This is a genomic window from Pseudoalteromonas sp. SR43-2, from assembly GCF_014163885.1.
Lineage (GTDB): Bacteria > Pseudomonadota > Gammaproteobacteria > Enterobacterales > Alteromonadaceae > Pseudoalteromonas > Pseudoalteromonas distincta.
Genome location: NZ_JACJED010000006.1, coordinates 88,813 through 111,119, shown reverse-complemented (window position 1 = coordinate 111,119; position 22,307 = coordinate 88,813). Strand labels below are relative to the sequence as shown.

Genomic DNA, 22,307 nt, shown 5'->3' with positions numbered 1-22,307 from the left:
AATAGTGGTTAAGCAACATTGGCAGCATAGAGATTTAAGGATACAATTTGAAACAACACTTTTTTGTGCAGCATACAATTATGAATGGTATTAGTCGGCTCGATATAAAACAGTTAAGAGTACTCAGTAGCTTATTAGAACTGCAAAATCTTTCGCAAGTAGCCAAAAAAATGGGGTTAACGCAACAAGCCATTAGTGAGCAACTACGAAAGCTACGAGATTTATTTGACGATCGCTTGTTTATACGCCAAGGCAATAACATGGTTGCTACTCCTAAAGCGCAAGGACTCAAGGCGCCTGTTAATCATATTTTAAAGCAATTAGAGTCGTTACTAGAGCCCGAGCAGTTTAGCCCGCAAACTTATAAAGGTGTGTTTACCATAAGCGCAACCGACTACGCCACGCAGGCTTTATTGCCGCAATTATTTAATATTACCCGCCGCGAAGCACCGGGTTTAAAGTTGATTGTGCGCGACTTTGCATCAGATAACGTTAATCAACTTATAACGGCAGGCGAGCTTGATTTGCTGATAAGCTTTCCAGAATTTATACCCGACAACCTTTCTTATATCACTTTGTTTGAAGAACAGCATTTGTGTATTACCGGTATAGGTAACACTACTTACACTGAACCTTTGAGTTTGGCGCAATTTGCAAAGCATTCACAGCTAGTGGTGTCGCCATCGCGTGCTAATTTGCGTGGTTCGCACGATCAGTGGTTTGAAAGCCAAGGGCTAAAACGTAATATTGTAATGTCGGTACCAAGTTTTTCTGCGGTGCCCGACATTTTACATACAACCGATATGCTCGCGTTTTACCCATCAAGATTATTACCTAACAGCAAAGTTAAACAGCTAAAAATAGAAGCTCTGCCCCCTACATTTAAAGTAATAGCCGCATGGCATCCGCGTACTAATAACAGCCCTATTCATAAATGGTTGATAGAGCAATTACAAAACTTATAAAATCCGTAAAAATGCAACAAGATCTAAACGCTCTTGCTTGGTGAGTTTTAATGGTTTTAACAGTTTCGTCGTTTTAGGAAAGTGTGGATCGTTTAATTGGCTTTTCCTAGGCTTAGGTCTTGCTCCACCATGGTTGTACATGTTTACTATGCCTAGTAGGTCATCAAAAAGCCCATTGTGCATCCAAGGAAATGTTTCAGTTAAACCAAGTAGAGAAGGGGTTCTAAATAACCCTATATCACTTGGATTATTTGTAAAATTAAACCGCCCTTTATCTTCAAAACTACGGCCGTAGTAATGAAGGCCAGTGCCATGAAATTGGTTGTCACTTAATAGTGCGCCATTGTGGCAAGTCATACATTTTGCTTTGGTTCTAAATAAATGTAATCCGTTTAATTCATTATCGGATAAACGTCTAAGCGCTTTTTTTGGATTACTCTGAACCTCATTAATAAATGATTTAAAGCGAGTATTAGGTGCAATGAGTGTTCGCTCAAATGCAACGAGGGCTTCTGCCATTTGTGCCATAGAGAGCGTATTTGAATTAAAAGCACTTTTATTAAATGCCGTATAGCTTTTATCTTTATTGACCCGCATTAAAGCTTTTTGTGGATCTAAGTCCATTTCAATTGGGTTGCTAATGGGCATAAGTGCTTGTTGCTCAGCTGTTTTAGCGCGACCATCCCAAAAAAAACTTTGCCACTGATCTATACCAAAAATTGCAGGGGTATTGCGTGTGCCTATTTTCCCATCAATACCCACTGCGGTTGTGCGGCCATCATGAAAGCCTTTGTCGTGCTCATGGCAGGTTGCGCAGCTAACGGTATTATTACGCGAGAGCTGCACATCATGAAAGAGCTTGTCACCTAAAGCAACATGCTCAGGTTTTGGCGAGGCTACAGGCAAAAGCGACATGGGCTCAACGCTTCTGCCATCACTGGTTTGAATAGCAGGCCAGTGTGCTTGGCCTTTGCTATACAGTGAGCGTAAATCGTGACTACTTGTTGGTGTGGCGTTTAAGCTAAATGAGCACAGAAAAAAAATGCTTAATAACCTAGTCATAGTTATAGCTAACTCCTAGCCAAAACATACGCCCAGGCTCAATACCAGATGCGCCTTCGTTTACTGTGTAAGTACGTGCATTCAACAAGTTAGAAATATCTGCTCTTATTTCAACTGACTGGGTTTTTGTTAGGTTGTGGCTATAGCGCAGGCTAAGGCCTAGCATGGTTCTGGCACGAATTTCTTGTTCTTCGTATATATCAACAAGTGTTGATTCTGCAGGACAATTCGCACAGCTCTGTTCAAGGCCTATGCTTTCGCTTGCGCCGGTGCTCACTGCGCTGGTGTAGCTATCACTGAAGGTTACGTTAAGCCCTGTGCTTAATGAATTGCTCCAATCAACATTCCAACCTAGCGCACCGGTAATCGGAGTGCCAAAGTTTGTACGAATTTGATCAAGTTGTCCAAGCGTTACAAGCTCGCCGCTGCCACTTGCATTTACGTAGTAAACGAGTTCGTCAAGGGGGGTATTTTCAGCAGTGGCATTGTAGTCGTCGTTAGAGACTTTGTTTTCAGCGTATGAGGCGTTAGCCCATAATGAATGGCTACCAAACTGCGCGCTCCACGAAATAGAATAGCGCTCTGAGCTACCATCACCTTCGTTGGTCATACGAATATATTTATATCCATCGCTAGCAGCTTCTTCATCGGTAACCTGAGAAAATTGCTGCTGCTTTTTACGTTTGACATATTTAAGCGATACATTACCTGCTTTTTCAAATGAATGTGCAATACCTAATGCGAGTTCGTCATCGTACGGGGTGTTTACATCATCAAAGCGGTATTTAAACGCCCCAGTATAGTTAGAAGGCAACCACCCTTGAAGGTAACCGTTTTCAATTGGGCGGTATTCTCGGTACGAAAAACGCTGCTGTTCTTTTACTTTATAACCGATAATAGCAGAGTCGTAATAGCGGTTAACGCCTGCGCTAATAATAGTGCGGTTGTCGTTAAATACGTCGTAACCCAGCGATATACGTGGCGCAATATTATGATTAGCTAAAAAGTCATCATATTCGTATCGCATACCTAAATTTAGGTTTAATTGCCCTAATGTGATGTGGTCGGTTGCATAAAAAGACGCGCGATTTAACGCCACATTTATATACTCTGCAGGGGTGACTAAACGGCCATTAAAATACTGTGCAGTTGCGGTTACATTATTTGTGTAGGCTGTAATATGCGCTTGATTATTAAAATCAATTTCGCCCCCTAGCTGCGCTGCAAGTTCGTCAATAGATATAGTGGTTTGAAGTGCTTGGCAATCAAGCGTATAACCACTGCAATTAAGAGGTGTGCTAGCGCTAGACCATATAATAGGGGAGTCGTAGCTGTAGCTATTTTGTATGCGCTCGCGTTCTACTTCTTGGCGAATAAGTTCAATACCGGCTTTAATGCGGTGCTCAGTGCCTGCAAACTTCAGCGTTTTAAAATCAAGGGTGTTTTTCCAGCTGGTGGTGTATTGGGTATTATCTAGGGCGCCATATCCCCCTTGGCGAGAGTAACGTGTTTGTGCATCGCCTTGGTCGGCGTATTGCCCCCAATCTTTCCCTTTTGCTTGTAGCCAGCTATAAAAGTGAGCTGGGCCTTCTCGGCTGCTGTCACTCATACTAAAATTAAGATTACTGTGCCACGATGCAAAGTCAAAATGCTCGGTTAATGCCGCAACGGCGCCAATAGCACCGCCTTCTAAATGAAAGTTACTGTCTTTGGCATCCGTTATAAAGTTATCAACTTCGTAGGGGGAGTACATTAGTGTTAAATCTAGTGCATCTACCCAGCCATTTCGGTAGCCATACTTCACAATCGCATTTATGTTTGTTCTGCTTTGGGTTTTTACTTCCCCTAGCGATAAATCGCTGATGTCGCTGGTTAAGTAATTAACGCTCATCATTAATCCATGGCGCTCATTAATTTGTTTATTAGCACGCAGGTTATAGCTAATTTTTTCGTATTTAGGCTCTTCAAGCGTACTTTGGTCAACATTTTGCTGTGAACTGTCTTGATCAGCCTCAATAAAATGATAACTCCCCCAGCTACTTTGATTCCCCCGCACGCCAAAACTAAAGCTGTTGTTTGCAAATACGCTTTTGGTTTTACTATCAACAATACCACCCGAAAAACCACCAAATTCAGCCGGTATGTTATGGTCGTAAACTGTGATTGATTCAACTATATCGGAGTTCACGTTCATACTTTGTACGCCACCCGACACATCGTCTGATGAAGAGCTTAATCGGCTGCTGCTTGCTGGGTCTATGCGGTTATTGTAATTTAACCCATCTAACGAAAACCCTGTTTGCCAAGGCTGCGCCCCTGAGATTGATATTTCTGGCGCGCTGATCTCAGCTAAGCTACCAATAGAGTACGCTTCGTTACTTAGCTGCACGCCAGGGAGCAATGCAATTAGCTCATTTATATCGCCATTGCCTTTAGGTGTGGCGTTTATAAAATCACGGTTTAAATAAGAACGCCCAATAACTTCGGGTACTTCTATGCCTATGTACTGGCCCTTTACTTCAATATGCTCAAGTGCTTCACAGCGCTCTTTTTGTTCATTTTTAAGTTCGTTACATGGCTGTGGCTTTGGTTCGGTCTGCTGTTGCTGCTCTGCGGCGTATACACCCTGAGAAAGCAAAAGCAGACACGCGAGGGTAGTCGGTGTCTGCATTTATTACGGCTCTTATTTAAATACCTAGTGGGGTAGTGTCTTCGCTATCAATGACGCCATCGTTATCAGCATCTTGGTCGGCAATTAATCCTGCTAAGGCTATGTCTTCATCGCTGGTGTTAGGTAAAAAGAAGTTAGGTAGGCCGTCGTGGTCGGTATCTACGCTTGCTATCGCTATGCCTCTAAAGTCATCGCGAGAGGCGACTAAGTTGGTCATGCCTATGTAAAGCTCAAGCTGGTCGGCCTCGCCATTAACCCCGTTACTAATTAAGCTTTGTGCTTTGCTAATATCGTTAATTAGCGTAAAACTGTTTACTAAATCTTCCATGTTGTCGGCAATAATTGTATCGGCAAAGTTTAAAATAAGTGCCTCAAGCGTATTTAAAAGCGTGCTAGCTTGTGTTTTTGCATTGCTATAGTTTGCTGAAAAATCGCTAATATTCGCCGCGTTAGTGCCCATACTTGAAAGCATAGAATAACGTTCAAATTCACCTGTTTGAGCTTCTTCTAAGCCAATTACTTCGGCTTTAACAGCGGCTAAAATAGTTTCTAGCTGATCGCTTGTTAATGCATTTAGCTCAGGGGTTATTTCAGTAATAGCATCATTTAAAGTGGTACTTGCCAGTGATGTTTGGTTTGCATTAACTAAGTAACCTAAGGTTTCTAAGCGGGCTTCAAACCTGTCTTCGGTATCTTCATCTAGGGCAATGTAGCTAAGTAGTTGATTGTGTACACCAGCTACTTGCTCCGCTAAGCCGCCTTTAATAAGCGATACTATTACTTGATTATGAGCTGTAATTGATGAGGTATTACTTAGCGTACGTATATCGCCTGCATTGAGCGTATTAAGCATGGTTAAGCATTTATTAGCGGCATTTGCTGTATCACCACCGACTTGCGCAGTTAAATCAACTAACAATTTACAGCCCTTGGAACCGGTTAAAAGCGTGCTTGATGATTCTTTGCTTATGTAGTCATCCGAGGCTATAAAGTCGCCAGCATAGGTAAATACTTGCTGTGCTAGATCGTTTCTGCCGGCTTCACTTAAAATTAGGCCTGTACCAGGGACGTTATCAAGCGATGTTAGCGCTCTAAAAAATTCGTTGTAATCACCATTTTCAGTGAAAAAGCTGCGAGCTTGTGCTGCGGCACTCGTTATATCTTCACCAGCAAGTAGGCGGTTAGCTATATTAAAACCATACACTTGTTCTTGCGCGTTATTTATATCGGTTTCGCTGTCTGACAGCGTTATTGCAGGGTTTTCGTCGCTTTGGTATAAGCCTTCAATTAAGCCCGCTAAAAATTGAATAGGGTAGGTGTAGTTATCTAAAGTAGCGGCGCTATATGGCGATGCAGAATAGGCATAATTACTATCAAAACCAGTAGAGCCATACATAGCAAGTACTTGGTTGGTATAGTCTTTTGCCGCTTCAAATTCGCCAGCTCTATAAAGGTATTGCGCAGACCATGCCCCGTGCAACGTTTTGTATTGCTCGTATGGTTGGCCTTCGTATTCGCCGCTACGTACCAGCCTGTAACCCGCTTTTACCGCAAGTTGCGCGTAGTTATTGGCAAGTAATTTAGCTTGCGTTAAATCACTTTCATCTAGGCTTTGCGCATAGCTTTGTAGGGCATCATCTATTGATAAGCGTACGCCATTTAAAAAGTAGCCATAGCTTGATGTGTATTCGTCTTCGCGTACTTGCTCAGCGTATAACGAAATTGTGTTTAACAAATTACTTGCTTGTGAGACTTGATTAGCGCCTAGATAGCTTTTTACTAAAGAGTAAAGCGCTGATGCGTCTGATGAGGCAATATTATCGAAGCCTTTATCAGCTAAGTATTGGTTGTAGGCCGCCACCGCTTGGTCGCGGTAATCGTTTGCTTGTTCTGTTTGGCCTATTTCATCAAGTGCTTGCGCTACATCTTTTAGTGCCGAAGAACGTGCTGTTTGCTCGTTTATAAGCGCTAGGTAGTCGTTAGCTGTATCTAAAAATCCTGCACGCGCATAGGCGGCAGCTTGTGTTGCGTATATATCGTAACGAGACAGTTCATCAGCAATATTGGCGCTTAGCTCATCAGCTTGTTTTAAGTGAGATAGGCTAGAGCTGTAGTAATAATTAAGTTTATCTTCGTTAGTTACATAAGAAGGGCTTAGTGAAATAATTGCAGTTAACGGCTCGCTAATTAGGCCATCGGTGTAACTAATTTCAAATTGCTCATCAATGCTGCTTAGCGTTTGTGCTTCATAGGTAAATTCACCCGTGGTGCTATTTATGCTCATTACGCCATTACTCGGTGGTGTAATTAAGCTAATAGTTACGGTGTCACCATCTAAATCTTGCGTAGTAATAATCCCTTGCGTGGTGGTTGAAGAGGTAACAAACACATTAGTGGTTAGTAGCTGTGGTGCATCATTAACATTTTCTACGCTAAAACGTACCACAACATTTGCGGTTAAGCTGCCATCGCTTGCGCTAATAGTCGCGCTATCTTCGCCATAGTAATTACTAAAAGGCGTATACGTAAACTCACCATTTGCTTCAACTGCTATGATGCCATTGCTTGGTGCATTGGCAAGCGTATAGCTAAGTGCCTCGTCGTCGGTGGCTGTTACTTGAGCAGTAAATGAAGTGTCTTCGTTTACAGTAAAGCTTAAATTAGGTTGTGCAAACTGCGGGGCTGTGTTGCCAGAGCCACCACCACAGCCAGTTAAAGCAAGGGCGCATAATATTGGGGTAAACTTAATTAGCTTGTTCATTATTGTTAATATAAAAGTTAATGATGTTGCGAATGATAACTGATATCAATTAGATTTAAAAGTTTAATCTGTATTTGTATTATAAATAGTGAGTATTCAATTGAAGTTGAAAATGTCCCTAAAAAGCGAAACCCTGCGCTTAACAGGGTTTATATTGCAAATAAGAGAGTGTTACTAAATGGAGGGGAACCAATTAATTATTTAAGATCGTTAATAATAAGAAGGGGGAAGTTTTTAGCTGAGCGAGGTTGCCAATTATTATAGCTAATATTGCTAATTCCAAAATAGTTAAGCACTTTAGGTGAATACGTCCAGCCACGGGCATGTTGCTTTATAGCTGCGCTGCGTAAATTGGGTTTTAACCCTACAGTGAGTAAATCATGATTTACGTTTAATTTTTTGTATAGGGCTTTTTCGCGCAGGCTTGCTTTATTAATTACCTCATCGTAATGAGCACGTAATTCTTCCCACTTTTGGCTTTTTTGCGGCTCTTCTAAATGCTTTACCATGGCATCAATATCACTGTCTAACCATTTTGCTGAGGCTGCATCTCCATGCCAACCGATAATTGCATTAGGTTCTATTGTAGTAGGGTGCCCAGCAAGCAACACATAATTAGCACACGATGAAAAACAAAACTGCTTTATATTTACGGTTAATTTATGCGCCAAAATTAGCTCGGCTAAATCCATTCCTAAAGCTATGTTTCCGCCGCCGCTGGTAATAGTAAAGGTATTAATTGTGGGATTGTTTTTTAACAGCTCAGCTGCTGTATTGTTATTTTGTTTGTTGATTTGACCACTATAAATAAGCGTTTTATCGCTTAAAGTGACTTTAGCCTGTAATAAAGCTGGGAATATTAAAAAAAGAGTAAAAATTAATTTTTGCATGTGGGTTTTGAATGAGTATTTTTGCCAAAGGCTACGTAATTTGGCTAAGCGAGGCAAATACTAATTTGTCTAAAGTAAGTTAACTCCTTTTAACCCCTTCTTAACCCTCGACCTAATAAGCTATGTGTAATAGTACGAATTAGGCATAGTTCAATGGTTTATTTTAAAAAGCACTCAACCGGTTTTTTACTTGCACTTAGTTGCACACTTGCTGCATGTAGTAGTCAGCCAAGCTATCAAGGTAATAGTACTGAGCAGTCGCTAAAACAACATACAAACTGGCAGTACACGCAAAGTAACGCACAGCAAGTAAATTACGTTACCGATTTGGTGGATATTGAAGGGCTTGATTCGCTTATTGAGCAAGCTGTTACTAATAACCCATCGTTTAATCAAGTGCATGTTGCATTAAAATTAGCTTATGCGCAGCGTGATGTAACTGCTGCAAGTCAGTGGTTTAGTGTAGATGCAGGATTTGACGCGCAGCGCAGTGAAACCGAAGGCACGCAATATAGCTCATCAGTAGGTATAAGCTGGGAAGCCGATATATGGAAAAAAATTGCTGACAACGTAGCCGCGCAAGATATGACTATTGCCAGTAACCAAGCTACTTATCAAGGCGCTAAAGACACATTAGTAGCGAGTGTTATTCGTACTTATTTAAATATTATTTTGCAGCAAAATTTGCTCGATATAGAGAAGCAACGTTTAGTTGTTTTACAAAATAATGAGCAAAGTATTGTAGAGCGCTACCAATATGGGTTAGGTGATTTAGAAGCGCTTGATACCGCCCGTACTAGCACGGCATCTACTCGCGCAACCATTGCCGATTACAAAGAACAAATAGCAAAAGCAAAGCGTGCTTTAATGCTAATTGTAGGCACTGATAAACTTCAAAACCTGCCAAGTACATTAACTCTACCAAGCGTTATTGAGCCATTAAGTACATTACCAGAGCAAGATTTAGCGCGCCGACCTGACTTACAAAGTGCCTATTACAACATTCAGGCAAAGCATTACTTGGTTGATGTATCGTACAAAGAGCTACTACCGAGTATTTCGCTTTCGACATCACTGAGTGATTTTGCAAGCACGCCAAGCCAAGCATTATTAACCAGCCCAGTGTGGAGTTTATTAGGCAGTTTAAGTGCCCCTTTATTTGAAGGTGGAGCACTGCGTGCGCAAGTTGATATTGCAAAATTAAATGCCGAGCAAGCGTTTTGGCAGTACCAAGATACGCTGCTAAGTGCGGTAAACGAAGTTGAAAATGCACTCGGGCAGGAGCAATCATTAACCGAGCAGCAACTGCAAATTAGCAATGCACTTGCTAGCGCTAAACGCAGCTTTAGTAACTATCAAAGTAAGTATCAACAAGGTTTGGTTGATATTTTAGATTTGCTAACAGTGCAACAAAAAGTATACGACCTGCAAGCCCAGCTTAGCCAAATAAACTACACCCTTTTAACTAACCGCATAGATTTAGGCCTCGCTTTGGGCCTTGGAGTATCGTCATGAAAATTTCGCCAACACCGGTTGTTGTAACGCTTGTTGCTATTGTTTGTATAGGGCTTGCTATTATGTATAACGGTCAAAAAATGGTTGAAAAAGCAAATAGTCCACAACCTGCCGCTATTAAAGCTATTGCCCCAAATGTATCGGTGATTAATGCAGCTCCGAGCACTTATCAGGCTTATGTTAGCGGCCACGGTGAAGCTAAAGCGCATTGGTCACTTAGCTTAAAAGCACAAGTTAAAGGCGAAGTAACCAGTATGAGCGAGCAATTTGCGACCGGTAACTTAATAACTAAAGGGCAGGTGTTTGCACAAATTGATGACACCGAATACTTACAAGCTCTAGCTAGCGCAAAAGCAACATTGGCTGATGCAAAACTAGCACTGCAAGAAGAACAAGATTTAGGTAATCAAGCAAAACGAGAATGGGATCGCTCAGGCGTTACGCAAGCGCCAAGCTCGCCGCTTGTATTTAGAACGCTGCAGTTAGAAGCCGCGCAAGCTACGCTCGAGAAAGCACAATATGCACTTAAAACCGCACAGCGTGATGTAAATAACACCCAGTTAAGTGCACCATTTGACGCTGTTATTTTATCGCGCGATATAGATTTAGGTACTTATGTGAGTATTGGCGATACGCTTGCCACGCTAAACAGCACTAACAAAGTAGAAATAACGGTACCGCTTTCATTAAGTCAGTGGCAAAACCTAGCAAATAATAAATCAGGCGATGTTATTTTAACTGAAGTAACCACTAATACTAAATGGAACGGTTATATTTCACGTTTTGAGCAACACCTTGATGACAGTTCGCGTCAACGCAGCGTAATTGTTGCCTTAGATAAACCGTTTGAGCAAACAACGCCGTTACTGCCAGGCACATTTTTAGCGGTAGAAATTGCCGGTAAGCAGTTAAGTAACGTAATAAAACTGCCTGCTTCGGCGGTATCTCAAGATGGCTTAATTTGGTACGTAAATGATCAAAATAGCTTAGTAAGCACACACGCTAATAAAGTATTTGAGCGTGGGGATTACGTATATATTACGCCAGTAGATGGTGCTAAAAATCTAAAAGTGGTGGCGCGCCCACTTGTTAGTTACTTAAACGACATGAAAGTAAATCCAATAGTTGAGGAGATACAATAATGAGCCCTCATCAACCACCTCAAATACCCAGTAATAATAACCCGCTGCACGGTATTATTAATTGGTTTGCAAATAACTCTGTTGCCGCTAACTTATTGTTAGTTAGTGTGATTGTAATGGGTATTATGTCGCTTACGACTTTACGTAAAGAGGCTTTTCCTAGTTTAGAGCCAGATACTATTTCGGTATCGGTGGTTTACGACAGTGGCGATGCATTGCAAGCCGAAGAAGGAATAGCGTTAAAAATAGAAGAAGCGCTCGAAACCGTATCGGGTATTAAACGTATTACTTCTACATCCGATGCTAGCGGCAGCCATGTAAGCATTGAAAAAAGTACTGATTACTCACTCGATGAGTTACTTGTTGACGTTAAAAACCAAGTTGACGCTATTAATAACTTTCCGGCAGATGCTGAGCAACCTGTTATTGATAAAGCCCGTAGGCAAGATCATGCATTAACGCTGCAACTTTTTGGGGATGCAGATCGCCATACATTACAAAACCTGGGTGAAAAACTTAAAGCCGATTTATTAGCGCAATCAGGCATTAGCGACGTAGCGCAATCGGGTGTGCTCGACCCGATGATGTCCATAGAAATCGACAAAGGTAAATTACAAGCGTATGGCTTAACTATTAGTGATGTAAGTGAGGTCATTAATAATGAGTCATCAAGCCCGCTTTCGACTAGTTTGCGCGATAGCAGTAAAATTATACGCTTAAAAGCCGCCGACCAAGCTTACTGGCAGCGCGACTTTGCCAATATTGTATTGTTAACAACCGCATTAGGCACACAAATTAAGTTAGGCGATGTAGCAACCGTTACCGACTCATTTGCCGAAGATAGCAACTCATTAAGCCGTTATAACCAACAAAATGCCGTAGGCGTTGAAATTTTAATGGGCGATAACAGCGATATAACTACCATTGTTAAGCAAGCTAATAGCGTAATAGATAAATGGCACGAAAGCGGTTTATTACCTCAAAACGTAGAGCTTGAAAGCTGGCACGACAAAAGCACCATGATCACCGAGCGTTTATCGCTACTTACTAAAAACGCGGTGACCGGTATTATTATGGTGTTTGTAATACTTGCCATATTTTTAAACGTACGCGTAGCGCTATGGGTGGCTGGTGGCTTGCCATTTGTATTTTTTGGTACGCTTTATTTTATGACCGATGGCTACACCGCACTAACCATAAACGAAATGACCACCTTTGGCTTTATTATGGCGCTGGGCATAGTGGTAGACGATGCCGTTGTTGTAGGCGAGAGTATTTACACCACACGTAAAAAACATGGCGATACATTAAATAATACAGTTTTAGGTACTATGAAAGTTGCTGTGCCAACAATATTTGGGGTGTTAACCACCGTTGCCGCGTTTGTGGCGCTTTCGAATGTGTCAGGTAACTTAGGTAAAATTTATTCTCAATTTGCCACTGTAGTGACCATTTGTTTACTACTTTCAGTTGTTGAATCAAAACTTATTTTACCCTCGCATTTAGCCCACATTAGTACTAAACGCCAAGTTAAAAAAGGCTTAGCAGGTCTGTGGTCAAAAATACAACATGGTGCTGATAGCGGCTTAAGCTGGTTTAGCAAAAACATTTACTGCAAGGTTATTGAATTTTCACTGCGCTTTAGATACGCCGTAGTGGCTGCGTTTATCGCCTTTTTTATATTAGTTATTGGCATGCCGATGACAGGCACAGTTAAAGTTGGTTTTTTCCCAAGTATTGCAGGCGATACCGTAACAGCCGATTTGGTTATGCAAAACGACGCCGCTTATGGGCAAACAAACACAAACTTACTAACGCTTGAGCAAAGTGCATTACAAGCTGAGCAAAACTTAATGACTAAGTTGAGCTCTGACAAAAGCGAAATAACCAGCCTACAAGTCATTAGTAGCAGCGACACCAGCGGTGAAGTAAGCGTTGAGCTATTAAACGAAGGCGCTTTTACAGCAAGCGAATTTGCTCAAGAATGGCAGCGCGTAGCAGGTAGCCTTGAGGGCAGTAAAAAATTACAAATATTAGCCACGCGTAAAATGGTCGATAACTTTAAAGTTGAACTTAAAGCGTGGGACGACGAAACCGTAATGGCGGCGGGCGCACTATTTAAGGAGCGCTTGCAAAATACCGCAGGCGTTAACGGAATAGACGACAACTTAAACCCAGGTCAGCCACAGCTTAAATTTACCCTAAATGCACAAGGGCGCGCGCTTGGCATGGATACAGCCAGTTTATCAAAGCAAGTACTGCAAGCCTTTGGTGGTGCAGTTGTACAGCGCTACCAACGTAATAAAGACGAAGTTAAAGTACGTGTACGCTACCCAGAAGATGCTCGTAAAACACCTGCCGATATAATGCAGTCGCGTATTCGCCTACCCGATGGCACGGTTGTCCCTTTAGTTAACGTAGCCACAGTAAGCAGTGAATATCAGCAAGATGAAATAACCCGCATTGATGGACTTCGTGCAATTTATTTAAGCGCCCAAGTGGATAAAAACGTGATTGCTCCAAACGAGTTAGTTGCTAACTTAAAGCGCGACTTAATTCCTGAGTTAACACAGCAATTTCCTAACTTAAGTGTGTATTTTGCAGGAGAGGCAGAGCAACAAAGCGAAACCACCAGCTCAATGAGCACTATGTTTGTAGCGGCTTTATTAGTTATTTACGTGTTGCTGGCTATTCCGCTTAAATCGTACATTCAACCTATGTTGATTATGGTAGCAATTCCGTTTGGCATTGTGGGCGCTATTTTAGGACATTGGTGGAACGACTTAACCATTAGTATATTGTCGTTAAATGGTATTTTGGCGCTCAGTGGGGTAGTTGTAAACGACAGCTTATTACTTGTTTCACGCTTTAACGAACTAGTAAAAGAAGAGAGCATGAGCACGCACGATGCCATAGTTGAGTCGTGTACGAGCCGATTACGTGCGGTATTACTTACCTCAATTACGACGTACGCAGGCTTAGTGCCGCTACTTAGCGAAACCTCAATGCAGGCACAGTTTTTAATCCCTGCTGCAGCATCACTTGGCTACGGTATTTTGTTTGCCACGGTTATTACCTTAATACTTATACCAGCATTATTAATGATTCAAACCGATGCTAAGCGCGGTATTGATGCTGTGCTAATATCGCTAGGTGCTAAAAATAAAACGCAGGAAGTAGCCTCTTAATGACAAACGTACTACTGGTTGAAGACGACATAGACTTGGCAACCACCATTGTTGATTATCTCGAAATTGAGTCAATAGAGTGTGACCATGCAAGCAATGGTGTAATGGGTTTAAACTTAATAGAACGTAATCAATATCAAATGATTATATTAGATGTAAACATGCCCAAAATGGACGGTTTAACCATGTGTAAATCATTGCGTGAGCAAGGCATTGATATACCTGTATTAATGCTAACAGCGCGCGATAGCCTCGACAATAAGCTTGAGGGGTTTGCAGCCGGTAGTGACGACTATTTAGTAAAACCATTTGCGATGAAAGAGCTAGTAGCGCGGGTTCAAGTATTAGCAAAGCGTAAAAGTGGAGAGGTTAAGCGACTTACCTTTGCTAATTTAACACTTAATTTAACCGCGCATACAGCAACAGTGGCTGCGCACAGTTTAAAGTTATCACCCATTACTTTTAAGTTATTAGAAGTGCTTGTACGAGAGCAGCAAAAACCGGTAACCCGACAGGTAATTATGCAAGCAATATGGGGAGACGATCAGCCAGACAGCAATAGCTTAAAAGTGCATATTCATCATTTGCGTAAACAGCTAGAGCAGGCGCATTGCCAAGCCGTACTAGAAACAATACCCAGTGTAGGGTTTGCGCTAAAATTAAAAAATGAGACACAAGCATGAAAATTAGACCCAGCCTGAGGCTATATTTTTTTGCCACCATGGTGCTTTTAAGTTCATTAATGGCAATTGGTTTTTCGTTTTTAAGTGTTAATTATTTTATTGATGGCTTAGACCGAGGGTTAAATGGCGTAATGCATGCGCTTTCGCAATCTACTGAGGTTAAAAACGGTGAACCTGCAGAAATGATTGGCTTTAAAATAGCGAGTCGCTGGGAAGACATGCCAGGCGAAATTCAGCAACGCTTTACAAAGCCTACAGAGATTGGCGTACTACAAAAAAGCAAAGTAAAACCATCGTTTTTTTCAATGCCGGAAGACCTCTATTTTGTAGCGTATTTTCAAAACCCTGCAGGGGAGCCCCGTTACGTATCACGTATTATGCTTGAAAAAGAACGCCTTAAAAAACAAAGCTCACCCGATAAACCTATAAAAAAATTGGCATGGATAGCGTTAACAGGGGTTACGGCAATTGCTTTATTTACCTTCTTTTTGTTTATGGTAATGAAAAAAATAGCTAAGCCAGTTGAATCACTACGTGGTTGGGCTAAGTCGTTAAATCAAAATAATTTACAAAACACGCCGCCCGACTTTACCTATAACGAACTAAATACCTTGGCAACGTTAATACGCAGTAGCTTGCTTTCTGCTCACGACAGCCTTGAGCGAGAACAGCGCTTTTTAAGTTATGCGAGCCACGAGTTACGTACGCCAATTTCGGTTATTCGCAGCAACGTTGAGTTACTTAACCGCTTAAGCGAAAAAGCGCCTTTAAGCGATAAACAGCAACTTACACTGCAGCGAATAGAGCGCGCCGGTTTAACCATGAGCGATTTAACCGAGACGTTATTATGGCTAAGCCGCAACGAAGATCAGCAAAGTAGCCCAGAGCCCGTAAACCTAGCCGAAAAAATAACGACCTTGGGTAACGAACTCGATTATTTACTCAATTCAAAACAAGTTGATGTACTTATAAATACCGATAACCAAAATACGACTATTAATACCGAAGCCACCGCATGCCACATTGTGCTTACTAACTTAATACGTAATGCGTATCAGCATACGCAACAAGGGCAAGTGCGAATTACTCAGCAGGGCAGCCGTGTGATTATAGTAAATAGCAGCGAACAAACTGATACGCCACACACTGCTAATAACACAAACAAGCCCGCTAATATTGGCTACGGTTTAGGATTAGAGTTAAGCGAAAAAATAATAAAACGACACGGTTGGGTATACGAAGTAAACGACATGCCTGGGCGTTATGAAGTGGTGGTCGATTTTAGTTAATTATTTGGTTAATTAGGTATGAAGTATTGATAACCGCGCTAAAGCTTTTTTATAAAGTGTTAGCGCGGTTTTTTTATGTGAAATTAAATATTTGATTAAATAACATGCGATAGTAGAGTGTGTAACTGGGAATGGGAAATTGCTATATAGTAATCAGGGCAATCCAGTACAAACTAGTTGCGATTATTGAATGTTTTATTTTAGGAAATGTATGCAGAAATTTTTAGTTTTTATATTACTTTGCCCATTCTGGGTATGTAGTGCTGAAAACACATCGCTTATTATTTCTGAAAATGTACTGAGTTCAGATGAAGCAAAAAAATTACACATTCATCGACTAGTTGATGGGACTAGTGAAAATTGGGACGATAGCTGGGTAGTACTAATATATCCCGAAGTTGATCAGCAAGGCCAACCGATATCTGGGTTATGCATAAGTATAAATAGTGGTCCAAAGAAGTTAGCTTCGTTGTGTGCTGCTATAAACAAATCTGAAATTAGCGGATTTAATCGTTCTGATTTTGAAATAGGGGAAAGTGTTTCCGTATCAGCTGATTTTATATACGGTGCGGCTAGTTATACTTTACAAAATGTTTTATTACTTGAAAGCGAAGACTATGAGTCATTCAAAGAGCGATATAACAAACGCGATGATCCAGAGAATGATTAATAGTCATATATTTAGCAAACAATACAAAAAACGATACCAACATATTTAGTTTTGACTAACATGGAGTGTTTATTTTTATGTTCAAAATTATAATTATTTTAATATCAACTATTTCTTTCAATGCCTTGGCTGCAGAGGAGGTTAAACTTGGAATTTCGGGGAACGTTGGCGCTGATGGTTTTTTTAGCCCGACGGTAACATCATTTGTTATTGAAAAAGTAGAGCCTAATTCACCCGCTGAAAAAGCAGGGATTGTTGCTGGGCAGAAAATAATTTCTATAGAAAATTGTAAAATTCCAGGCTGTCCTGCCAGTGAAGCAAAAGAATTAATGCGCAAGGAGTCTGGAGAGATTTTACAATTACTTTTAGAGAATGAAGATGGTAGCCAAGTACCTTTAAAAATCCCTATGAATGCTTGGTAAGCCTAATCAATTTTAAAATACCTAAATATACCCAGCCTATAAAGCATGGTTATTCCCAAAGCGTGGTTTTGTGTAAATGAGCTAGACGCAGTAAATATTGGCAACGTTAGCGAGCTTTTGGAGTACTACTTACTCGGTTTATATGTAGGTTACTGCTTAAAGTAATTGGGATAGATTAAAAAGGTTTGATCAGTAATAACCTTATTTAATTAATGAATACATTGGTATTGCGTTAAATACGGCAATACCAATAATTATTAGACTAAAGCTTATAAATCGCTGCGCCAACCCATACCAGACTCTTCCATTAAACGCTCGTACACGCCTTCTATGTTAAGCGGTAACCATGTATCAAACTGTTTAAAGTCACTAAATTGGTCTAACTTTACATTTTTTTTAATTTCGTCAAGCGTATTACCAGCTAAAACGCCTGCTGTTACTTGGCTATATAAAAGCTCTATATAACTTAAGTAACGCGCTACATCAGCCTTGCTGCCAATATCGGCATGTCCGCCTACAAAAGTATCAAAGTCATATTTGAGTACCGCTTGGGTTGAGTTAATCATGCCTTGAATATCGTAACTCCACAGTTTTTGCCACGGCATTCTGCCAATAACAATCCAATCAACTACAAATAACGTTTTTTGCTTTTCGAATAATATACTAACCGAACCACGACCATCGTTTGGACCATGGTAGTTAAGCTTTACTGTTGAATCATCAAGAGTAAGTAGTAGCTCGTCATCAAAAGTAAGGCTGGGCGCTACCGTTTTCATTTTTGTGTTTTTAATATCTTGCGCAGCGAGTTTATGCGCTACAAACGTGGTGTGCGGGCTTTTAAATACCTCGGCGCCGTATATATGATCGCTGTGATTATGGCTATAAATTACATACTTTACCGGTACGTTATAGCGGGTTTTAATTTGCTCGTTTAACCAAGTGGCGGCTTTTTTATTAAGCGGGTCGGTAACAATTGCGCCCTCAGGAGTGATTAAAAATACTGAGCGGTGTCTGTCGTCTATAAAGCGGTGTAAGCCATCTCCTAAGTCTTCTATTTCATAGGCTTGTGTGGAAAAACCTATAAACAATAGGGTTGTGGTTAATAGTTTTTGTAGCAAGCGGGGCATACACCATTCCTTTTTAAATTGATTAAATTAATAACGCTATTAAAAGAAGAAAGCATTAAGCCGTAAAAAATTTCAGCTATTGGTTAAATTAAAGCTTAAGCTTAAGTAAAAGGATCAAATATAAGGATGAAATAAAAAGCCATTATAAAAATGGCTTTAGATAGGTTGGTTGGGTTTATCTTTGTGTTAGTTGTTGGTTTATTTCTTCAAAGATACTGGCATCATCTATGGTTGAAGGTATTTGTAGCTCTTCGCCATCAACCAATTGGCGCAAATTTTTACGCAGTATTTTACCAGAGCGTGTTTTGGGCAACCTATCTACGCTAACTATATTTTTAAGGCACGCAATAGCGCCAATCTGATTACGAACACTTAAAACAAGCGCTTCTTCCACGTCGGTACTTGAGCCCATAAAATCATTTTTAAGCACGATCATTCCCATAGGAAGTTGCCCCTTTAGAGGATCGTTCACACCAAAAACAGCGCATTCAGCAACAGCAGGGTGCGCGGCTACTATCTCTTCCATTTCGCCGGTAGAAAGCCTATGTCCTGCTACATTTATAATGTCGTCGGTTCTGCCCATAATAAATAGGTAGCCGTCTTCATCAATATAACCACCATCGCCAGATAAATAATAACCCTCGTATTCATTTAGGTAGCTTGCTTTAAATCGCGGGGTATCTTGCCAAATTGTTGGTAGACAACCCGGTGGAAGTGGCAGCTTAATTACCACGGCGCCTTGCTCGTTAGCTGCGCATTCATTACCATCCATATCTAATATTCGCACGTCAAAACCTGGAGTTGGCACGGTAGAGCTGCCAGGTTTTGTTGCTAAGTACTCAAGCCCTACAGGGTTACAAGCAATAGCCCAGCCGGTTTCTGTTTGCCACCAATGATCGAGCACTGGCAGTTTGGTTTTTTCTTTAAGCCACTCGTAAGTGGGAGGGTCCAACCGCTCGCCAGCTAAAAATAAACGTTTTAAGCTTGAGGTATCGTATTGATTAAAACCATCGGCATTTGGATCTTCTTTTTTGATTGCTCTAAAGGCGGTGGGGGCACTAAATAATGCACTTACTTTATATTCTTCTACCACGCGCCAAAATGCACTAGCATCGGGCGTTTTAACGGGTTTACCTTCATATAATACGGTCGCGCAGCGATACATTAGCGGTGCGTAAACTATATAAGAGTGCCCAACTACCCAGCCAATGTCAGACGCTGCCCAAAATACGTCGCCGGGCTTCATACCATAAACGGTTGCCATGCTGTATTGCATTGCCACTGCGTGACCGCCATTTTCGCGTACTACGCCTTTGGGTGTGCCTGTCGTGCCTGAGGTATATAAAATATAAAGCGGGTCATCTCCATTTACCGGCACCGGATCTGCGCTTGCAGCCGTTTGCATTGCCTGAGTCCAATCTATGTCTCGCTTAGGCTTAAGAGTGGCGGTTACTTGTGGACGCTGATAAATAACGCAGTGTTCTACTTTATGCGCAGCTAATTCTATTGCGTTATCAATAAGTGGTTTGTATTCAATAACGCTGTTTACTTCAACACCACATGAGGCGCTAAGTATAAGTTTGGGCTTGGCATCATCAATGCGTACAGCCAGTTCGTGTGCAGCAAACCCACCAAATACCACCGAATGAATAGCACCAAGGCGAGCGCACGCCAACATACCAATAACAGCTTGTGGGATCATTGGCATATAAATAACAACGCGGTCGCCTTTTGTAACGCCTAACGATTGCATTACTTCTGCAAATTTAGCAACTTCTTGTTGTAGTTGTGAGTAGCTATAAGTTTGCTTTGTATTAGTGACTGGAGAGTCGTAAATCAGTGCTGTTTGCTCGCCAAATCCGGCAATAACGTGTTGGTCTAGTGCTAAAAAACTGGTGTTTAATTGCCCGTCACTAAACCAATGGTAAAGCCCGTCGTCGTCTTGTGTGTATGCTTTTGCGGGGGTTTTATACCATGGAATATTTTTACTTTGTTCGAGCCAAAATTGGGCTGGGTTTTGTTTAAAGGCATTATATTGCTGTTGATATTCGCCTGACATGTAAGGCTCCTAAAACTAAATTTGTGTGTGAGAGACCTTACAAAATGTAGGCTTTTTTTAGCAAGCAAGCTATTCGACCTTGGTCGGCTAAAAGTTAATCAATGCACTGGTTTTAAAAATACAAAATTGACAATACAAAGTGTGTGGTTCAGCATGGCGGGCAGTAAAAACAAGAGAAAACACGATATGAGTAACGTAGTAAGAGTAGGGGTAGCGGTTATCATAAAGCACCAAAACACAATTTTACTAGGTGAGCGCATTGGCGCGCATGGTGCTAATACATGGGCAACACCTGGTGGGCATTTAGAGTTTGGTGAAAGTGTTGAGCAATGTGCAATACGAGAAGTGTTTGAAGAAACAGGTTTAAAGGTAAGTAAAATTACTAAGCTTGATTTTACCAATGATATTTTTACAGCAGAGAAAAAACACTATATTACGTTGTATGTAAAAGCTGATTTTGAAGGCGGAGAGCCTGAGCTTAAAGAGCCTAATAAATGTTTAAAGTGGCGCTGGTGCGATATTAATAATCTACCAACGCCACTGTTTACATCACTAAAAAATTACTTATCTGAGGCTGTACTAGCCTAGTTATTTTGTTGGCGGTGTCGCTGGGCTTAACTCTAGTTTACTAAAGCTTACTTGAGCGTAATCGCCATTTTGTTTATCTGTAGACCAATCGCCAGTACCTAAACAACCTGGGTACCAAATACCTTTCGCGCTTTTAGTACTACATTGGTTATAAGCGCCGGCTTTAAAGTAATGCCAATCTGCAGCGTAACCATGTGGATGGTCTTTTTCGTCCACTTTGCCATAAGCATCTACGTTATTACCTAAGTTAATAGAGTAGTTAACGTCTTCTTTGCCTTGTGCGCTAAATGTAAGGTGCATAACATTTTTATACACATTGACCGTGTAGCTAAATTCTTCACCTAGTGCAATACCGGCACTGCCAGGCTCGTTAGGGTTTTCCCATGTATTACCCCAAACTGGGTAAGTAATGTCTTTACGGTCAGGATTGGTTTTAGGTAAATTACGTTCGTAGTTCCAAAAAACTGAGCCTGTTTTATGCCCTGGCCATTTTTTGTAATATATTTTAAGTGGCTCATTGCCCCAGCCATAACCAAGCTTGGTATCAATAAGTGCTTGATCTTTACCTGCGTGAATTTGCCCTACAACAACCGAGTAAGCCGCTTTTTTATCAGGATCAGTTGCACGTAGCGCAACGTGATCTACTTTTAACGTTGCTTCCATCTTTCCACCAACAGAACCAAATCGGTCAGATAGCGGGTGAACAGCTAAAGCAAAGTTGTTTTTAGAGTGTTTAGTTTTAATTTTAGTATTTGATCCACGGATCATTTGTCTAAGTTCACTACGGGTATTAGTAGAGTTAGCACTTGTAAGCGCTTTATTAGGCGAGGTAAATACCATGTAGCCTTTATCATCAAGATAGAAAAAATCAGGGTGTGCGTAAGTCTGAATTTCTTCTACATCTATTTCATCAATTTTACCGTCGTTGTTTAAATCTACTGGTACATTTATTTTCCAGTGAGATAAATCAAACTTTGTTGCAGGTACCGGCGCATCGCTTTGCTGATTAGTGCTTTGGGTACTTGAACAAGCCGTAAAAAGTAGAGGTGTGATAACGGCTAAAGCCGTAAGTTTAAATGTGGATGTATTTTTTATCATTATTGTCTCTGTGTGATGAAGTAAAAATTGCGCGGTACAGGTGTCGCTTAATCCCAATCTAACATACCAATTTAAAAATTAAAACTTACCAATTTGTAGTTTTTTATAATTAATTGTTATTTCAATGATGGTGTTTTGGTTAACCAATAGGGCTAGTTAACGTTATTATGTTATTTG

The 22,307-nt window shown here is 41.0% G+C and carries 16 protein-coding genes; 9 read left to right on the top strand and 7 right to left on the bottom strand.

The features are described 5' to 3' along the window. Nucleotides 1-47: 47 nt before the first annotated feature. Nucleotides 48-965 carry a LysR family transcriptional regulator gene (locus H5120_RS07135; RefSeq protein WP_220487057.1) on the top strand — a complete coding sequence of 306 codons (918 nt, stop codon included), beginning with the start codon at nt 48-50 and terminating at the stop codon, nt 963-965. Here the strand turns inward: H5120_RS07135 and H5120_RS07130 are convergent. The 4 genes from H5120_RS07130 to H5120_RS07115 form a co-directional block, all read right to left on the bottom strand. Beyond that, nucleotides 960-2,027 (bottom strand): cytochrome-c peroxidase, encoded by a 1,068-nt coding sequence (locus H5120_RS07130; protein ID WP_182673977.1) that lies wholly within the window; start codon nt 2,025-2,027, stop codon nt 960-962. The genes H5120_RS07135 and H5120_RS07130 overlap by 6 nt on opposite strands. Then, entirely contained in the window at nt 2,020-4,698 is a 2,679-nt protein-coding gene (locus H5120_RS07125; protein WP_182673976.1) for a TonB-dependent receptor plug domain-containing protein, read from the bottom strand. The genes H5120_RS07130 and H5120_RS07125 overlap by 8 nt, the downstream gene beginning before the upstream one ends. A 16-nt stretch (nt 4,699-4,714) precedes the next feature. After that, nucleotides 4,715-7,459 carry a cadherin-like domain-containing protein gene (locus tag H5120_RS07120; RefSeq protein WP_182673975.1) on the bottom strand — a complete coding sequence of 915 codons (2,745 nt, stop codon included), beginning with the start codon at nt 7,457-7,459 and terminating at the stop codon, nt 4,715-4,717. A gap of 197 nt (nt 7,460-7,656) precedes the next feature. Beyond that, nucleotides 7,657-8,349 carry a hypothetical protein gene (locus tag H5120_RS07115; RefSeq protein WP_259397748.1) on the bottom strand — a complete coding sequence of 231 codons (693 nt, stop codon included), beginning with the start codon at nt 8,347-8,349 and terminating at the stop codon, nt 7,657-7,659. 153 nt (nt 8,350-8,502) lie between these two features. Here H5120_RS07115 and H5120_RS07110 point away from each other — a divergent pair, with 153 nt between their 5' ends. The 7 genes from H5120_RS07110 to H5120_RS07080 all read left to right on the top strand — a co-directional run bounded on the left by H5120_RS07110 (nt 8,503) and on the right by H5120_RS07080 (nt 17,258). Next, nucleotides 8,503-9,864, top strand: a complete 1,362-nt coding sequence (locus H5120_RS07110; protein ID WP_182673974.1) for a TolC family protein — start codon at nt 8,503-8,505, stop codon at nt 9,862-9,864. Beyond that, nucleotides 9,861-11,006 (top strand): efflux RND transporter periplasmic adaptor subunit, encoded by a 1,146-nt coding sequence (locus tag H5120_RS07105; protein ID WP_182673973.1) that lies wholly within the window; start codon nt 9,861-9,863, stop codon nt 11,004-11,006. The genes H5120_RS07110 and H5120_RS07105 overlap by 4 nt, the downstream gene beginning before the upstream one ends. Further along, the gene (locus H5120_RS07100) at nt 11,006-14,194 is read left to right on the top strand and encodes an efflux RND transporter permease subunit (RefSeq protein ID WP_182673972.1); all 3,189 of its coding nucleotides are present in this window, start codon (nt 11,006-11,008) and stop codon (nt 14,192-14,194) included. The genes H5120_RS07105 and H5120_RS07100 overlap by 1 nt, the downstream gene beginning before the upstream one ends. Beyond that, nucleotides 14,194-14,877, top strand: coding sequence for a response regulator transcription factor (locus H5120_RS07095; protein ID WP_182673971.1), 684 nt, complete (start codon nt 14,194-14,196; stop codon nt 14,875-14,877). The genes H5120_RS07100 and H5120_RS07095 overlap by 1 nt, the downstream gene beginning before the upstream one ends. Next, nucleotides 14,874-16,166, top strand: a complete 1,293-nt coding sequence (locus H5120_RS07090) for a HAMP domain-containing sensor histidine kinase (RefSeq protein WP_182673970.1) — start codon at nt 14,874-14,876, stop codon at nt 16,164-16,166. The genes H5120_RS07095 and H5120_RS07090 overlap by 4 nt, the downstream gene beginning before the upstream one ends. A gap of 211 nt (nt 16,167-16,377) precedes the next feature. Further along, the gene (locus H5120_RS07085; protein ID WP_165725761.1) at nt 16,378-16,836 is read left to right on the top strand and encodes a hypothetical protein; all 459 of its coding nucleotides are present in this window, start codon (nt 16,378-16,380) and stop codon (nt 16,834-16,836) included. Nucleotides 16,837-16,913: 77 nt separating this feature from the next. Next, nucleotides 16,914-17,258, top strand: a complete 345-nt coding sequence (locus H5120_RS07080; RefSeq protein ID WP_182673969.1) for a PDZ domain-containing protein — start codon at nt 16,914-16,916, stop codon at nt 17,256-17,258. Between the two features lie 269 nt (nt 17,259-17,527). On the opposite strand, the gene H5120_RS07075 is transcribed toward H5120_RS07080, so the two are convergent. Next, nucleotides 17,528-18,385 carry an MBL fold metallo-hydrolase gene (locus tag H5120_RS07075; protein WP_182673968.1) on the bottom strand — a complete coding sequence of 286 codons (858 nt, stop codon included), beginning with the start codon at nt 18,383-18,385 and terminating at the stop codon, nt 17,528-17,530. A gap of 175 nt (nt 18,386-18,560) precedes the next feature. Further along, the gene (locus H5120_RS07070; protein WP_182673967.1) at nt 18,561-20,444 is read right to left on the bottom strand and encodes a propionyl-CoA synthetase; all 1,884 of its coding nucleotides are present in this window, start codon (nt 20,442-20,444) and stop codon (nt 18,561-18,563) included. A gap of 186 nt (nt 20,445-20,630) precedes the next feature. On the opposite strand from H5120_RS07070, the gene H5120_RS07065 reads away from it, so the two are divergent. Beyond that, nucleotides 20,631-21,032, top strand: a complete 402-nt coding sequence (locus H5120_RS07065) for an NUDIX hydrolase (RefSeq protein ID WP_182673966.1) — start codon at nt 20,631-20,633, stop codon at nt 21,030-21,032. Here the strand turns inward: H5120_RS07065 and H5120_RS07060 are convergent, their stop codons facing one another. Next, the gene (locus H5120_RS07060) at nt 21,033-22,130 is read right to left on the bottom strand and encodes a polysaccharide lyase family 7 protein (protein WP_039490305.1); all 1,098 of its coding nucleotides are present in this window, start codon (nt 22,128-22,130) and stop codon (nt 21,033-21,035) included. Nucleotides 22,131-22,307: the final 177 nt, after the last annotated feature.

Excerpts from the sequence above, each read along its gene's own strand:
- H5120_RS07130 (WP_182673977.1), bottom strand. The coding sequence starts at position 2,027 with ATGACTAGGTTATTAAGCATTTTTTTTCTGTGCTCATTTAGCTTAAAC.
- H5120_RS07060 (WP_039490305.1), bottom strand. The coding sequence starts at position 22,130 with ATGATAAAAAATACATCCACATTTAAACTTACGGCTTTAGCCGTTATC.
- H5120_RS07110 (WP_182673974.1), top strand. The coding sequence starts at position 8,503 with ATGGTTTATTTTAAAAAGCACTCAACCGGTTTTTTACTTGCACTTAGT.
- H5120_RS07125 (WP_182673976.1), bottom strand. The coding sequence starts at position 4,698 with ATGCAGACACCGACTACCCTCGCGTGTCTGCTTTTGCTTTCTCAGGGT.
- H5120_RS07105 (WP_182673973.1), top strand. The coding sequence starts at position 9,861 with ATGAAAATTTCGCCAACACCGGTTGTTGTAACGCTTGTTGCTATTGTT.
- H5120_RS07070 (WP_182673967.1), bottom strand. The coding sequence starts at position 20,444 with ATGTCAGGCGAATATCAACAGCAATATAATGCCTTTAAACAAAACCCA.
- H5120_RS07095 (WP_182673971.1), top strand. The coding sequence starts at position 14,194 with ATGACAAACGTACTACTGGTTGAAGACGACATAGACTTGGCAACCACC.
- H5120_RS07120 (WP_182673975.1), bottom strand. The coding sequence starts at position 7,459 with ATGAACAAGCTAATTAAGTTTACCCCAATATTATGCGCCCTTGCTTTA.
- H5120_RS07115 (WP_259397748.1), bottom strand. The coding sequence starts at position 8,349 with ATGCAAAAATTAATTTTTACTCTTTTTTTAATATTCCCAGCTTTATTA.
- H5120_RS07075 (WP_182673968.1), bottom strand. The coding sequence starts at position 18,385 with ATGCCCCGCTTGCTACAAAAACTATTAACCACAACCCTATTGTTTATA.
- H5120_RS07090 (WP_182673970.1), top strand. The coding sequence starts at position 14,874 with ATGAAAATTAGACCCAGCCTGAGGCTATATTTTTTTGCCACCATGGTG.
- H5120_RS07080 (WP_182673969.1), top strand. The coding sequence starts at position 16,914 with ATGTTCAAAATTATAATTATTTTAATATCAACTATTTCTTTCAATGCC.
- H5120_RS07065 (WP_182673966.1), top strand. The coding sequence starts at position 20,631 with ATGAGTAACGTAGTAAGAGTAGGGGTAGCGGTTATCATAAAGCACCAA.
- H5120_RS07100 (WP_182673972.1), top strand. The coding sequence starts at position 11,006 with ATGAGCCCTCATCAACCACCTCAAATACCCAGTAATAATAACCCGCTG.
- H5120_RS07085 (WP_165725761.1), top strand. The coding sequence starts at position 16,378 with ATGCAGAAATTTTTAGTTTTTATATTACTTTGCCCATTCTGGGTATGT.